This is a genomic window from Acidovorax sp. SUPP2825, from assembly GCF_030158995.1.
GTDB lineage: Bacteria > Pseudomonadota > Gammaproteobacteria > Burkholderiales > Burkholderiaceae_C > Paracidovorax.
Genome location: NZ_BQXK01000017.1, coordinates 26,188 through 40,716, shown reverse-complemented (window position 1 = coordinate 40,716; position 14,529 = coordinate 26,188). Strand labels below are relative to the sequence as shown.

At 63.9% G+C, this 14,529-nt stretch carries 8 protein-coding genes, 2 tRNA genes and 1 riboswitch; of the genes, 6 read left to right on the top strand and 4 right to left on the bottom strand.

The window, feature by feature from the left end:
* Positions 1 to 15: 15 nt before the first annotated feature.
* A complete protein-coding gene (locus AVAK2825_RS19080; protein ID WP_284401799.1) occupies positions 16 to 231 on the top strand; it encodes a hypothetical protein in 216 nt (71 codons plus the stop codon).
* Positions 232 to 279: 48 nt separating this feature from the next.
* Here the strand turns inward: AVAK2825_RS19080 and AVAK2825_RS19075 are convergent, their stop codons facing one another.
* Together AVAK2825_RS19075 and rnr are read right to left on the bottom strand one after the other, a co-directional pair.
* Positions 280 to 1,035: an SDR family oxidoreductase gene (locus AVAK2825_RS19075; RefSeq protein WP_272563958.1), complete on the bottom strand. Its 756-nt coding sequence runs from the start codon at positions 1,033 to 1,035 to the stop codon at positions 280 to 282.
* A gap of 46 nt (positions 1,036 to 1,081) precedes the next feature.
* Positions 1,082 to 3,379: a ribonuclease R gene (gene rnr / locus AVAK2825_RS19070; RefSeq protein WP_284401796.1), complete on the bottom strand. Its 2,298-nt coding sequence runs from the start codon at positions 3,377 to 3,379 to the stop codon at positions 1,082 to 1,084.
* Positions 3,380 to 3,398: 19 nt separating this feature from the next.
* Here rnr and AVAK2825_RS19065 point away from each other — a divergent pair.
* Positions 3,399 to 3,483: transfer RNA gene (locus AVAK2825_RS19065), tRNA-Leu, on the top strand.
* Positions 3,484 to 3,648: 165 nt separating this feature from the next.
* Positions 3,649 to 3,733 (top strand) — tRNA-Leu (locus tag AVAK2825_RS19060).
* A 222-nt stretch (positions 3,734 to 3,955) separates the two neighbouring features.
* Here AVAK2825_RS19060 and AVAK2825_RS19055 read toward each other — a convergent pair.
* Positions 3,956 to 6,682, bottom strand: a complete 2,727-nt coding sequence (locus AVAK2825_RS19055; RefSeq protein ID WP_284401793.1) for a DUF349 domain-containing protein — start codon at positions 6,680 to 6,682, stop codon at positions 3,956 to 3,958.
* A gap of 263 nt (positions 6,683 to 6,945) precedes the next feature.
* The gene (locus AVAK2825_RS19050) at positions 6,946 to 10,698 is read right to left on the bottom strand and encodes a DUF748 domain-containing protein (RefSeq protein ID WP_284401790.1); all 3,753 of its coding nucleotides are present in this window, start codon (positions 10,696 to 10,698) and stop codon (positions 6,946 to 6,948) included.
* A gap of 716 nt (positions 10,699 to 11,414) precedes the next feature.
* Between AVAK2825_RS19050 and AVAK2825_RS19045 the strand changes: the two genes are divergently transcribed.
* The 3 genes from AVAK2825_RS19045 (at position 11,415) to nrdR (ending at position 14,353) form a co-directional block, all read left to right on the top strand.
* The gene (locus AVAK2825_RS19045) at positions 11,415 to 12,284 is read left to right on the top strand and encodes a lytic transglycosylase domain-containing protein (RefSeq protein WP_284401787.1); all 870 of its coding nucleotides are present in this window, start codon (positions 11,415 to 11,417) and stop codon (positions 12,282 to 12,284) included.
* A gap of 68 nt (positions 12,285 to 12,352) precedes the next feature.
* Positions 12,353 to 12,502: riboswitch (ZMP/ZTP riboswitch) on the top strand.
* A 34-nt stretch (positions 12,503 to 12,536) separates the two neighbouring features.
* A complete protein-coding gene (gene glyA, locus AVAK2825_RS19040; protein ID WP_272563963.1) occupies positions 12,537 to 13,781 on the top strand; it encodes a serine hydroxymethyltransferase in 1,245 nt (414 codons plus the stop codon).
* Positions 13,782 to 13,903: 122 nt separating this feature from the next.
* Positions 13,904 to 14,353 carry a transcriptional regulator NrdR gene (gene nrdR, locus AVAK2825_RS19035; RefSeq protein WP_272563964.1) on the top strand — a complete coding sequence of 150 codons (450 nt, stop codon included), beginning with the start codon at positions 13,904 to 13,906 and terminating at the stop codon, positions 14,351 to 14,353.
* The last annotated feature ends 176 nt before the right edge of the window (positions 14,354 to 14,529 follow it).

Below are 14,529 nucleotides of genomic sequence, written 5' to 3'. Positions count from 1 at the left end.
TTCTAGGAGATAGAAATGACCCGTAAATCCTGGCCCTTCCTGTCCACATACCAAGAGCGCAGTCCTGAACAGAACGTGGCTTTTTCATCTGCCGATGCGACCAAGTCTTCAGCCGGGCAAAGCGCTATTTCCTTGGGCATGGAACGGGTAGGCACTGCTTCACCCATGAACCACACACCCCTTCGCTGCTCCGACTTCACCATAAGCAATCTTTCGCCTTCGGTTGCTTAACGAAGGAGAGGCCGCAAATTGCGGCCTGATCCCATCGGTCAGAAGGTTCTACCCTCGCCCCGCGAATGGCATCTTGGTGGCCATCACCGTGTGGAACATGACATTGGCCTCCAGAGGCAGATTGGCCATGTAGAGCACCGACTGGCCCACGATATGGACGTCCATCAGCGGCTCAGCCGCTATCTGCCCGTTGGCCTGCTGCACCCCCTGCGTCATGCGCTGGGCAAGCTCTGTCCCCGCATTGCCCACATCGATCTGGCCCACTGCAATGTCGTATTTGCGGCCGTCCAAAGACGCGGTTTTGGTGAGTCCGGAAACTGCGTGTTTCGTGGCCGTGTAGGCGATCGAATGGGGGCGGGGAGCATGCGCGGAGATGGAACCGTTGTTGATGATGCGACCGCCTGGCGGCTGCTGCGCCTTCATCACACGAAAGGCCTGCTGCAGGCAATAGAACATGCCGTTGAGATTGGTGCCGACCACCCTGTGCCATTGCTCCAGCGGCAGCTCGTCAATGGGCACAGCCGGCGCGCCAACGCCAGCATTATTGAACAGCAAGTCCACTCGTCCGAAGGCCTCCACCGCTCGGTCGAACAAGGCCCGAACTGCAACGGGGTCCGCAACGTCGGTCGGAACCGCCAAGGCTTGCCCCCCGGCACTGGCTTCGGCAATCACCGCATGCAGCAACGATTCCCGGCGCCCAGCCAGGACCACACGCCATCCGTCCTTCAGCAAGGCCAACGCAGCGGCTTTGCCAATGCCCGACCCGCCGCCGGTCACGATGGCTACTTTGGATACATCACTCATCGACCATTCCTCATGCGACTTTTTTCAACGTAGCTGCGCATCACGTTCATCTGCGGGATTTGCGGCCCTTGGCGGGCGGTCCGGCACGCTTGCCAGTCGCCTTGGGCGACTGCTTGCGCGAGGAGCGCTCGTCGGTCGACGCCCGGGTGGCGGATTTGCCAGGGGATTTTCTGTTCGAGGGGCTGGCCGCATGCGCAGCGCGGTTGTCGGAGGAGCCTGCGCCCGCGGTTGCCTTGCCCTTCGTTGGCCGAGGGGGCGCAAGGTCTTCACCTTCCCGCATGAGCCGGAAATCGATCTTGCGGCCATCGAGATCCACACGGCTCACCTGCACCCGTACGCGCGAGCCGATCGCATAACGTATTCCGGTGCGTTCGCCGCGCAATTCCTGGCGGGCCTCATCGAACTTGAAATATTCACCTCCCAGCTCGGTGATATGTACGAGGCCTTCGACATACATGGCGTCCAACGTCACGAAAATGCCGAAGCTGGTGGCCGCGCTGACCACGCCGCTGTACTCCTCGCCCAGGTGCTCACGCATGTACTTGCATTTGAGCCAGGCCTCGACATCCCGGCTGGCCTCGTCCGCCCGGCGTTCATTGGCGCTGCAGTGCAGCCCTGCCGCTTCCCAGGCCTGTGTTTCACGGGTACTCACCGGTGCTTCCTTGCGTGGTTGCATGGTGGGCGCAGCAACGCGCGCAGCCAGACGCTTGGCCAGCTTGGCATGGGCTTCGCCAGGCGTGGGCAATGCCGGCAACCGGTATTTGGTTTTACCGAGGATGGCCTTGATCACCCGGTGAACCAGCAGATCGGGGTAACGGCGTATCGGGCTGGTGAAGTGGGTGTAGGCCTCGAATGCAAGCCCGAAATGGCCGCTATTGATCGGCGTGTAAATGGCTTGCTGCATCGATCGCAGCAGCATCGTATGGATCTGCTGAGCGTCCGGACGGTCCTTGGTGGCGTCAGCGATGGCCTGGAAGTCGCCAGGCTTCGGATCGTCGCCAATGGACATACCCACCCCCATGGCCTTGAGGTAATTGCGCAGGATCTCCTGCTTCTCCGGCGTCGGTCCTTCATGCACCCGAAACAAGCCAGGCTGGCCACCTTGCGCGATGAAATCGGCACTGCAGACGTTGGCGGCCAGCATGGCTTCTTCGATGAGGCGGTGCGCGTCGTTGCGGGTGCGTGGAACGATCTTCTCGATGCGGCCGTTATCGTCGCAAATAATCTGCGTCTCGGTCGTTTCGAAATCCACAGCACCGCGCACATGCCGCGCAGCCAACAGGGCCCTGTAGACATCGTGCAGATTGAGCAGGTCTTTGACGCGGGGCTTGCGCTTCGTCGCCTCCGGTCCACGGGTGTTGGCCAGGATGGCGGCCACCTCGGTGTAAGTGAAGCGGGCGTGGCTGAACATCACCGCGGGGTAGAACTGGTACGCATGCACATCGCCCTTGGCTGTGATGAGCATGTCGCACACCATGCACAGGCGCTCGACCTCGGGGTTCAGCGAACACAAACCGTTGGATAGTTTCTCGGGCAGCATGGGAATCACGCGCCGGGGGAAATACACGCTCGTCGCCCGGTCATAGGCGTCGATATCGATCGCACTGCCGGTCTCCACATAGTGGCTCACATCCGCGATGGCCACCAGCAGTCGCCACCCCTTGGCACGCCCGACCTTGGCGGGCTCGCAGTAGACGGCATCGTCGAAATCACGCGCGTCTTCGCCATCGATGGTGACCAGCGGCACGTCCGTGAGATCCACCCGGCTGCGCTTGTCCTGCGCGCGGACCTTATCGGGCAGTGCCTTGGCCTGCGCCAAAGCATCGGCCGAAAATTCGTGCGGCACACCGTATTTGCGCACCGCGATCTCGATCTCCATTCCCGGGTCGTCCACCTCTCCCAGCACCTCGGTGATTCGACCGACCGGTTGCCCGAACAGGGCTGGAGGCTCGGTCAGCTGAACCACAACCACCTGCCCTGGCTTGGCCGCTCCGGTGGCTCCTTTGGGGATCAAGACATCCTGACCATACCGCTTGTCTTCCGGGGCCACGAGCCAGACACCGCTCTCTTGAAGCAATCGCCCGATGATGGGCTGGTCGGGCCGCTCGACGATTTCAACCACGCGCCCTTCCGGACGGCCCCGGCGATCCTGGCGAACGATCCGGACACGCACGCGATCCTTGTGGAGCACGGCCCGCATCTCGTTGGGGGGAATATAGATATCGGATTCGCCGTCGTCTCGCTGCACAAATCCATGCCCGTCGCGATGCCCCTGCACACTGCCTTCGATCTCGTCTTCATTGCGCGCAGCAGGTGCGCCAGGGGTCGTTTTTTTGATATACAATCTGAGTCTTTCCTGAAATGCCCAGGTGGCGGAATTGGTAGACGCACTAGTTTCAGGTACTAGCGAGTAACATCGTGGAGGTTCGAGTCCTCTCCTGGGCACCAAGTTTAACGACAACCTGCAGGGTTGTCGGCCAAAAAAGCCGCTTCTTTTGAAGCGGCTTTTTTTATTGTCCGCATTCCCGGCGCATGGCATGGTCCCAACAATAAATTTTGCAACTCAGCCAGAGCCTTCAAAAAAGACTCTATAATTCGAGTCTTTCCTGACATGCCCAGGTGGCGGAATTGGTAGACGCACTAGTTTCAGGTACTAGCGAGTAACATCGTGGAGGTTCGAGTCCTCTCCTGGGCACCAAATTCAAAAAAGCCGCTGTGAAAACAGCGGCTTTTTTTTGCCCGATGCGCCATGAACCGGACGTCATGGCTCGGCTCATTCCGTGATAGGCCGCTCCGCCATCGGCGTGGCTGCGCAACCGGAGGCTGGAGATTTCTACCAACCACCAACCCGCAGTCCTCCATCGGCGGTTTGGTGGAACAGCAAGGCCGGTCGGGCCAACGGCCTTGCTGTGCTTCGCGCTTATTTACGCAGCAGGGTCTTCAACGCGTTCTGCAACCTGCGGGCGCTGGTTTCGTCGGTTGCACTTGCAAGCACCCGGGCCACATCCTGGCCCCAAGTCTGGACGGGCGTGGGATCGTTTCGGCGCGTGAGCAACTGAAGTTGGAGTGCACGGCGGGCCTGCAACTGCTCCGCAGGGGTAGGCACTTCGGCCGCCATTTCCAGCCTCAGCAAAGCCTCCGATGCATCCCCTTGGGGCGCGGCAGAGACCGCCTGGGTCCATGCCGTGCGGACGGACGCTTGCACTCCCAGTTCCTGCACGCTGGGCAACTGGGCTGCGTCCCGTTTTTGCCAAGCGGCAATCAGCTGGGTGAGTGCCTCGCCATGCGCTTGCGCAGCCAGTTTGCGCAGTGTGAGTTGCGCATGTTCGAGTGCCTCGCGCTGAGCACGGAAAGCACTGTCGCCCAGGCGAGGACCGCGGGCTTCCGAACGGTCCCCAAACCGATCACCCCGATCCCCGAACCGGTCGCCCCGAGCATCGCCACCCCGGCCGGGGCCGGAGGCATCGCGCGGACCTCGTCCGTCTTTGCGATCTCCCGGCCGTGCTGGACGGCCCGGCAGTGCAGGCGCATCTTTTTTCATACCCGGGCGATCGTCACCACGCACAGCCACCACGGGACGCGGCGCAGACTTCGGCGCCGCGGCAGGCGGCGGAGCCTGATCTGCATCGGCGCCCTTACCTTCCGAAGCCGCGGCCCCCTCTGCGGGTGCGGAAGCCACGTTGTCCGACGCAGCAGCTAGCCTGTTCTGCGCAGCGGATGCTGCCGCTTCATTGGCCAATGCCTGTCCACGCAGTGCAGCCTCCAGAGCGACCATTGCGCCACGGATCTTTTGCGCATCGCCGCTGGCATTCGCTTCCTCGAGCGCCTTGGAGGCTTCCAACACGACGCGGTCCCGGGCGCTGATCTCGCCAGCCATCTTGTCCCGATCAGCGGATTTGCGATTGAACGCTTCGTCAATCGGCTTGCGGAAGGCATCCCACAATTTCTGTTCGTGCTTGCGGTCCAGTGGCACGGACTGGGCCTCGGCCTGCCAGCGCTGCTGCAGTGCCTTCACCGCGTCGACCCGCAGTGTCGGCGCAGCACCCAAGGCGGTTGCCTCGTCGATCAGCGCGTGCCGACGTGCCAGGCTGTCCTTGTGCGCAGTTTCCAGCGGCGCGGCGGCGGCGGCCATGGCCTCTTTCCATTGGGGCTGCAGTTCGGCGAACACCTTTTCGCTGACATGACCGCCATCGCGCCACCGATCACCGAACTGGTGGAGCGCACGGTTGACCGCCTTCCAGTCGGGCTGTCCGGCCGTTGCCTGGGCCACCGTCCAAGCTTTCACCTCGTCCAGCAAGGCCACACGCTGGGCTTTGTGTTCAGCCGCATCGGCACGCACCTTTTCCAGCCACGCCTCGACCACCTTGTGGGCGGCATTGCAAGCCTCGTCGAATTTTTTCCACAGCGCATGGTTGGCCGGCCCCCCTTGGTCGGCCTGTTTCCACTGCTCGCGCAACTGGCGCAGCGTTTCCTGCATCTTGCGACCACCCAAAGCCTGGCCTTCGGGACGTTGCAGCAACCCTTCCGCACGGGCCACCAAGTCTTCACGAACCTGGTCAGCGCTCCAGCGCTGCCAGCCTTCGAGTTCACCCGCCGCGACCAACGCCGTATGCACCTGCTGTTCCAATGCCGCGTCGATGTGCTTGCCATGGGTTTTGAGCACGCTGCGCAACGCAGCCGCAGCGCCTGCGCTGGCTTTGCCGTGGCCTTCCGCCGTCTCACGCTCCAGTTTGACCAATGCGTCGCGCACGGCCTGCACGGCCTTGTCTCGCACGTCAGGATCCACCTTGGAGCGTGCAGGTGGCCGCGCGGCCGGCTGCGCCGCGGCCGCTTCCGTCGGTTGACCGCGGGCAACGCGGAGCTCATCCGCCCACACGGGAACCGGAGGCAAGGCTGCCGCAGGATCTTCCGCCGCCGCCACCGCCTGAGCGACTGCCGGCTGGAATGCATCCCACACCACGAGAAGCTGGGTGCGCGAGGCATCCAGCAGCGGCGGGAAACGCGCTTCCACGCTGACCCAGGATGGGTCGTCCGTCAATTCCTGAGCCTGTTGCTGCCAGCGGCCCACGTCGGTGCGCAGCGCCTCCAATGCGGCCTGGGCATCACGCCAGGGCTTGGTGGAAAGCACCTCGATGCGCTGGGCCAGCAACACCGCGGCCTCACGCTGCACCTGCACACGGTGCTGCAGATCTTCGATGACCTTCATGCGCTCTGCCAATTGCACCTTGAGCGACGCCAAAGGTTCCCGCGACAAAGGGGCACCCGCCTTGGCCGCGTCGCGCTGCCAAGCCAGCGCGTCGGCGATGTTCAGCTTGGCGGCAGCCAGCAAACCCTGCGCCTTTTCGGCCCACTCCGCAGCGATTGCCTCCTGGCCCTTGGCACGCCGGATTTCATCGAGGCGCTCGCGAACGGCACGGGCCGCGCCCTTGTCGCGCCCACTCAGTTCCTTGAACACCTCCTGCAACTGCTCCGGCGACGGCTGGGTCTGCAGCCATTCGCGGATGCGCGATGCCCTCTCTCCCGAGGTCGCGGCGGAAAACGCGCCGCCCGTCAGCGCATCTAAAGGATGCGGCTCGGTGTGCTTGGCCGGGGCCGGGTTCACTTCGGGTGCGTCAGACATTTTGTTGCGAGAAGAAAAGGGAAACATGGATTCAGGGGGTAAAAGGCCGTGGCCGAGGGAGCCAGCGCCTACAGGCAGCGCAGATGACGCCGCCGACAAGGGCTCTATTTTCGCCCGGTTTTAGCAAGTCCCCTACATGGGACGTTTTTATTCGGGCTCAGCGGGCACATGGGGCCATGGTTCAGACACTGGAGGGCTGAATATGGGGTGCCGCGCTGCGACTGCAATACGGCAATGTAGCCCACGGCCATGGATGGATGAAAAAGCTTGTTTCCACCGGATGCGCCCTGTCAGCGAGTGGACAAAGTGAGTTCGGCGTGGGGTGCACCGTTCGCACTCTCCGAATCGATTTTCGGTGCGCCGACGAACAATCGTCCCAGCGCGACTTGCCGCCCCGCCAGATAGTCACGGACCGCTACCGCCCGTGCCTGTGCCAGTTCTCTCATCGCGTCATCGGGAATCGCCATGTCCGCCAATAACAAGGCTTCCATTTCTGGCACGGACAGATCCTTCGCCATGCCGACCAGATTGCGGGGCTTGGCCATGTCGGTGCGGCGATACACCTCCTTGAGCGAGTCAGCGTACTGCGGCGAGCCCGGCGCCAGCGCCTGGGGTTCCGAGGGCGTTTGATCGCCCCGCGCAGCCATGCGGCGCGCTTGTGCCGCCACCCGGGACTGCAGCGCAGCCCGTTTCCAGCCCTCTTGTTCGGCCTCTCGCTGAGCGTGGCCGGCGACAGTCATGTTCAGTCCCGGTCGCTCCGAGAGTGCCTGTCCGATCTTGTCGAGCGTCTTTCGGGCTTCATCGTCCAGTGCCGCGCTGCCCGGGGCGAAGTTGACGCGATCCAGCTCAGAACTGCCGCCCATCCATCCGGCCAGCAGGGAAAAGGGCGAAGTGATCGCCTTCATCACCAAGTTGCCCACCGCGCGAAAAATCACCGGCCCCAGGCGGAACTGGGGGTCGTTCAGCGAGCCATTGATCGGCAGTTCCACGTCGATCACACCATTGCGGTCGGCCAGCAAGGCAACGGCCAGACGCACGGGCAAACTGGCCGGAGCGCCCTCCACCGGCTCGCCAAAACGCAACTGGTTCAGCACGAGCTTGTTGCTGGCCGTCAATTGACCATTCGGCAGAACACGATAGTTGACGTCCATGCTCAGCTTGCCCCGCTCGATGCCATGGCCCGCGTACTTGATGCTGTAGGGCGAAAGCGGCGGCAGTTCCAGATCGCGCATCCGTCCCTGGATGTCCAGTGCCAAGGGCTTGGCCAGCGGATTCAGGCGCCCCGTGATGTCGAGCGAGGCCGAGCCCTGCGCCCGTCCGCGCAGTTGAAGTTCGGCCATGGCGGGCTCACCGCCCTCGGCGGAGGGCGCGGACGCAAAAGCCCCCAGGCGACCATTCAATTCGCTCAGGTCCGCTGAATAGTTGGGCCGAACGAACGAATCGGTAAAACGCACCGAACCGCCAGTGAGCAGCACGGGGCCGAAACGCATGACCGGCGCCATTGCCGGCTTGGTGGCCTGGGGCGGCGTCGAGCCAGCCGCTGGGGTGATGTCGGGGGAAGCCTCCGCTGTTGCCGTTCCACCGGTTGGCCCCTGGGCAGGCTGAGAAAGGTCCTGCAGATTGATGCGTCCATTCGGCTGAACGATGATGCGGGCAAAAAAGTCGCTCAACGCCGTTTCCTTGACGTCGAGCGCGGTTGGCTTTCCGGGCGCCAGGGTGAAATCCACCCCCTGCAGGGCCAGCGACTTCCAGTTCAGCAGTTCTTCCCCGCGGATGGGTGCAGCCCCGTCGGCCGGTCCATTCGCGGCTGGGCGAACGGCCAGGGCCCTCACCCGCACGTCGTCCAGTGCGGCATTTCCCCGCACGCCGACGGCCGGGCCGTCGGTTTGCGCGGCATAACGCACCTCGCCATTGAAGCTGCCGAGGGCACGCACGACATCGACCGCCAACGGGTTGTCCACATACGGCTTGAAGGGATGCAGTGGCAGGCGGGACGCCTGCACCTTGCCCTGTGCCAACAGGGGCGTCATCTGCACCGTTCCTTCATAGGCCAGGTTGCCGGGATCTGTCCGCCCGGCCCCCAGGCGTGCCGACAGCGACAACGACACTGGAGGTGCGCCGGCATTCACAGGCCATGCCAAGCCCTTGGCCCGCATCTGGAAGGTGTCGAGCAGTACCGCCACAGGCTGTGCCTTGGCCGCATCGTTGAACGCCAGCGCTCCGCCGTCCACCGACACTTCGGCCAGTTGCACGCTCCAGCCGGGGGCGGCATCCGCCCGCGTTGCGGCGGTGACTGGCACACGGCCTTTCCCTGCGGTGTCGGGCACCGTCGTCAGCCAGCGCTCCACCATCCAGCGCCCGTCCCCAGTGCGCTCCAGGCGCACTTTGGGCTGCGACGTCGCCACCCGCGCGATGGCAGCGGTGCGCTGCGGCATCCGGATCAACGCATCCTCGACCTCGATGCGGCCGATTTCAGCCCAGGCCGCGTTGTTGCGCAGGCCCGAGACCGTGGCGGTCCCCGCTGGGCAGTCCCGCCCAGCCGGAGCACAGGCCCATTCGGCGCGATCCACCGACAGCTTAGCGATCTTTGCCGCCCATGAGGAGCCGTTCCAGGCGACGCCCCCATCGGAATCCAGCGTTCCGTCCAGTTGGGGCTGGACCAGGTTGGCCAGGTACGGCCGGGCCATGGACAGCGGCCAGCCGCGGGCGGACACGGCCACGCGGCCCGATTGCGCCAGCACCTCCCCTTGAAGCAACAAGGTCGCGGCGTCGCTCCCCGCTTCCGATGACAGCCGGGCATCCGCGGTGAACTGCATTGGCCGGGTGAGTGGCAAGGCCAGCTGGGTCGCGCGCACCCGCAGGTCGCGTGCCGAGATACGGGCGGGCACCGCCGTACCCTCGTCCAGCCAGTCCACCTGCCCCCCGTTGATGGCCACCCGATCCACAACCATATCCCACGGCGCATCGGGAGCCGCAGTGGTCCCCGCCTTCGTGGCACCCTGGCCTTGTGCCGCGCCGCCCAGCAGGGCCATGCGCCCTTCCCGGTCACGCCGCACCGTCGCGTGCGGCCCGCGCCACTCCAGCGAGGCCACATGCACCTTCCGCTGGAAGGGCTGCAGCGCCGCTACCTGGGCGGTGGCCATGTCGAACGACAGCAGTGGGCCACCCTGTCGATCGCTCACGCGTGCACCATGGAGCTGCACGACGCCGCTCACCGAGAGAGCGGGTTCGGACTGTTTCTGGAACGTCAGCCGCAGATCGGCGTCCAGCGTGCCTTGCTCGATGCGCACCGGCATGCCGGGAGGAAGGTAGGCCAGGAACGGCTGCAGATCCAGCCCCTTGAACTGCAGCGTGGCTTCGGTGTCCCGGCTGTCCAGAAATGGCGTGCTCTGAGCCCCGGTCGTGAACGCCGTGCCATTGAGTTGAAAGGCCAGATGGGGCGCGACCTTCACGGTGCGGTCTGCCGGCAGGTTGCTCAGAAACGGCACGCTCAGGGAAAATCCACGCACGGTGTGGACCCGTTTTTGCGGCGCATCGCCGAAATCCACCGCGCCATCCCTCACCACGATGTTGTAGAGCGAAAACCGCTGGGGCTGCGCATCGGGCGCAGCCGTCGCCGAGGATGGTGCCGAAAGCTTTTTCAGCAGGTCATCGAAGTCGGTCTGCCCAGCCGACGTGCGCGCCAGGCGCAACGTGGGTCCATCGATCTCCAGCGCGTCGATCACCGGCGCCAGATGCCAAAGGGACTGCAGTTCCGCATCTATATAGAGGCGCTGAATTTCTACCTGGGGTTCCTTGCCCGAAGTCTCTGCCGCCATCCTCAGATCCCGCAGTTCCAGCTCCAGGGTCCATGGTTTGAAATTGATCGTCCCGACAGACAGTTCTCGCCCCAACTGCTCGGACACTGTGGTGTGCAACACATGGCGGAGCACGGGCGGAACCACGACCCAGGCCAGCGCCCAGAGTCCCAGCCAGGCCAGCAACGCCCACGCCACGCGGCGCACCCACAGGTTTTTGATGATCGAAAGCGCTTGCAGAGGCACGTCAGAATCCGGTTTCCATTGCACAGATCATGGGATTCGAGCAGAAATCGGCCGGCGCAACATGTAACCAGTCGCAAAAAAGAAAGCCCGGTGGAATCTGTCGATCCGCACCGGGCTTGACGGCTGACACAACGGTCTTTTGCCATCATTTGCACCCTGGAGTTTGAACGTCCACGGGGCAGGAGGCAAGGTATTGCCTCCGGGGTCTGCCTTGGAAGTTTGACCAGTCACCTTCAGTGCACTGCATGCGTCTGGAGGGCGGCTCCGCTTCGTCCGGCGATGCCTGAATCACTCAGGCAAGGCCACTTTAGCCAAGTTGACGGGCCACCACAAGCTGGATTTTCAATCGCTATCCATGCCCCGATTGCATTCATCACCGTAGGGCTGCAGAAGCGGTAACGATGCCTCATGCAAGGGTGCCGATGCACCCTATAAACCTGTGTTTCCTACCAGATTTTTAAGATCAAATTGATCTAATGATCGTCTTTGTTAGTATTGACTCTGTATTAAGAGCCCTCCTAGAATCCGCGAGCCCTGAAAAACGGGGTTGACGATCTTCCATCCGCTGCCGATCCCGGCTAAGTCAGTTCGGTCATTGAACGCTCTCCGGAGGCAATGCGAACCTGATGGCGTACCAATCCAGGCGAGATGCCTGGCACGGCCTGGCCCCTTGTGGGCCACCTTGCTCAGGCCTCGACTCAGAAAGGAAAAGCTACATGACAGCGTTAGGAACAGTGGTCGCCGGAGTGCGAACGTTCGCATCCGATGTGATCGACGGTTTTCTTGAAATCACCCACAGCAGCTTCGCCCTCCTCGGCCTGGCTGTCGCTTTTGCCGTCATCACTTTGACCGCACGTCCCGACCTGCGCCAGACCGGAGAGGAAAAGCTGATGGGCTGGCTGCAAGCCCGCCAGGTCGCGGTCATGGGCACGCCCATCGAGCCGGAAGCCAGCGAGCGCGCCACGGCGAGCAATCCGAAGGAACTCCCCAAGGAGCAGGCAGCCGTCACCTATTGGCTGAGCAAGAAGTACCGCGTGGCGCCGGAGCCTTTGGCAGTGCTGGTGGCCGAGGCCTATGAAATCGGCGGCAAGACCAAGCTGGACCCCACGTTGATCCTGTCGATCATGGCCGTGGAGTCGAGCTTCAACCCCTTCGCCCAGAGCGCGGTGGGCGCCCAGGGCCTGATGCAGGTCATGACGAACGTGCACACCGACAAGTACCAGAATTTCGGCGGCCACTTCGCGGCCTTCGATCCGGTGAGCAACCTGCGCGTGGGCGTGAAGGTACTGCAGGAATGCATCACCCGCGCCGGCTCCCTCGAAGGCGGTCTGCGCTACTACGTCGGCGCGGCCAATCTGCCCGACGATGGCGGGTACGCCGCCAAGGTGCTGGCCGAGCACTTCCGCCTGCGCCAGGTGGCCAGCGGCCGCTCGGTGCCCTTGCAACCGCCGGCTCCCGCCACGCCGGCTGCCCCGCCGATGCTCTCCACGCAGGCGCCGGCACAGACCGTTCCCGCCAAGGCGGCCGCCGAAGCGGAAGCCCCCAAGGCCAGCGCTGACAAGGTCGCGCTTCTCTCCGACCTTTGAACCGACGGTGCCCGACTTGGGGCATCGATTCATCCTCGGGCTCCAGGCCCGGTGCGGTCAGCTACACTCGCGGGGTACGCAACTGGCGATAGGCGCGGCACTCCACTGCCGCCGCTGACGTGGAAACCGACAGGGGTTCACCCCCTGTGAACCACTGGGGAGCGTGCCGCACGGGCTGAAAGGTCTGCTGTGTTCCGCCGTTCGCCTGGGCAGCCCTTGTTTCAAGGGACACCAGTTCATAGGACTGCCAACATGTACCAACGCAATATCCTCGTCAGCCAGGCCGACCCTGAAATCTGGGCCGCCATCCAGGCCGAAAACGTTCGCCAGGAACAGCACATCGAGCTGATCGCCAGCGAAAACTACGCGTCCCCCGCCGTCATGGCCGCCCAGGGCTCGCAGCTCACCAACAAGTACGCCGAAGGCTATCCCGGCAAGCGCTACTACGGCGGCTGCGAGAACGTGGACGTGGTCGAGCAACTGGCCATCGACCGCGTGAAGAAGCTCTTCGGCGCCGAAGCCGCCAACGTGCAGCCCAACTCCGGTTCGCAGGCCAACCAGGCCGTGCTGCTGGCCTTCCTCAAGCCCGGCGACACCATCCTCGGCATGAGCCTGGCCGAAGGCGGCCACCTCACGCACGGCATGCCGCTGAACATGAGCGGCAAGTGGTTCAACATCGTTTCGTACGGCCTCAACGACAAGGAAGAGATCGACTACGACGCGCTCGAAGCCAAGGCCCGCGAGCACAAGCCCAAGCTGATCATCGCCGGCGCATCGGCCTATTCCCTGCGCATCGACTTCGAGCGCTTCGCAAAGATCGCCAAGGAAATCGGCGCGATCTTCTGGGTGGACATCGCCCACTACGCCGGTCTCGTGGTCGCGGGCCAGTACCCCAACCCCGTGCCCCATGCCGACGTGGTCACCTCCACCACGCACAAGAGCCTGCGCGGCCCGCGCGGCGGCATCATCCTGATGAAGTCCGAGCACGAGAAGGCCATCAACAGCGCCATCTTTCCCGGCCTGCAAGGCGGCCCGCTGGAACACGTGATCGCCGCCAAGGCCGTGGCCTTCAAGGAAGCGCTGGAGCCGGGCTTCAAGGCCTACCAGGAGCAGGTCGCCAAGAACGCCAAGGTGTTCGCCGAGACGCTGATCGAGCGCGGCCTGCGCATCGTGAGCGGCCGCACCGAAAGCCACGTGATGCTGGTGGACCTGCGCGCCAAGGGCATCACCGGCAAGGAAGCCGAAGCCGCCCTGGGCAACGCCCACATCACCATCAACAAGAACTCGATTCCCAACGACCCTGAAAAGCCGATGGTGACCAGCGGCATCCGCGTGGGCACGCCGGCCATCACGACACGGGGTTTCAAGGAAGAGGAAACGCGCCTCACGGCCCATCTGCTGGCCGACGTGCTGGACAACCCGCGCGACGAAGCCAACCTGGCCGCGGTGCGGGCCAAGGTGCACGCGCTGACCTCGCGCTTTCCCGTCTACGGCTGACCCATGCCCCGCTCTCCGCTCAGCGCCGCCTGCCCTGGCCAAACCGGGGCAGAACGGGCGCTGGCGCCAGCCTCGGCCCGCTCGGCGGCCCTTTTCCGCCGGCATGATGGGGGGGCCTTCCGATGAAGTGCCCCTTTTGCAGCCACCCCGAAACGCAGGTGGTGGAAACGCGGGTGGCCGAGGACGGGGATTTCGTGCGCCGCCGCCGCCAGTGCGGCGCATGCGACAAGCGCTTCACCACCTACGAGCGGCCGGAAGTGAACTTTCCGTCCATCGTGAAGAAGGACGGCCGGCGCATCGAATACGAACGGGCCAAACTGCTGGCCTCGTTCAACCTGGCGCTGCGCAAGCGCCCGGTCAGCACGGTGCAGATCGACAGCGCCATCGAGCGCATCGAGGAAACGCTGCTCAACCTGGGGCAGCGCGAGGTGCCTTCCAGCCAGATCGGCGAGTGGGTGATGCGCGAACTCAAAAAGCTCGACAAGGTGGCCTACATCCGCTTTGCCAGCGTGTACCGCAGCTTCGAGGACATCGACGACTTCCGCGCGCTGGTGGACGAAGTGCGCAAGTAAGAATCGATGGCCTGGGATCTTTCGGGCCCTCACCGCATGACTACTATGCGGCGATAGCTATCGATTCCATAGCAAACGAAAACGGCGCGCTGTCTGACAAGGCAGGCGGCCACGTGGCCGCCTCTGCGTTCTAAACTGGGCCGCTTCGTCCGCCGGAGCGGTCTGCGTGCCCGGCG

Excerpts from the sequence above, each read along its gene's own strand:
- AVAK2825_RS19080 (WP_284401799.1), top strand. The coding sequence starts at position 16 with ATGACCCGTAAATCCTGGCCCTTCCTGTCCACATACCAAGAGCGCAGT.
- AVAK2825_RS19075 (WP_272563958.1), bottom strand. The coding sequence starts at position 1,035 with ATGAGTGATGTATCCAAAGTAGCCATCGTGACCGGCGGCGGGTCGGGC.
- AVAK2825_RS19055 (WP_284401793.1), bottom strand. The coding sequence starts at position 6,682 with ATGTTTCCCTTTTCTTCTCGCAACAAAATGTCTGACGCACCCGAAGTG.
- AVAK2825_RS19045 (WP_284401787.1), top strand. The coding sequence starts at position 11,415 with ATGACAGCGTTAGGAACAGTGGTCGCCGGAGTGCGAACGTTCGCATCC.
- glyA (WP_272563963.1), top strand. The coding sequence starts at position 12,537 with ATGTACCAACGCAATATCCTCGTCAGCCAGGCCGACCCTGAAATCTGG.
- nrdR (WP_272563964.1), top strand. The coding sequence starts at position 13,904 with ATGAAGTGCCCCTTTTGCAGCCACCCCGAAACGCAGGTGGTGGAAACG.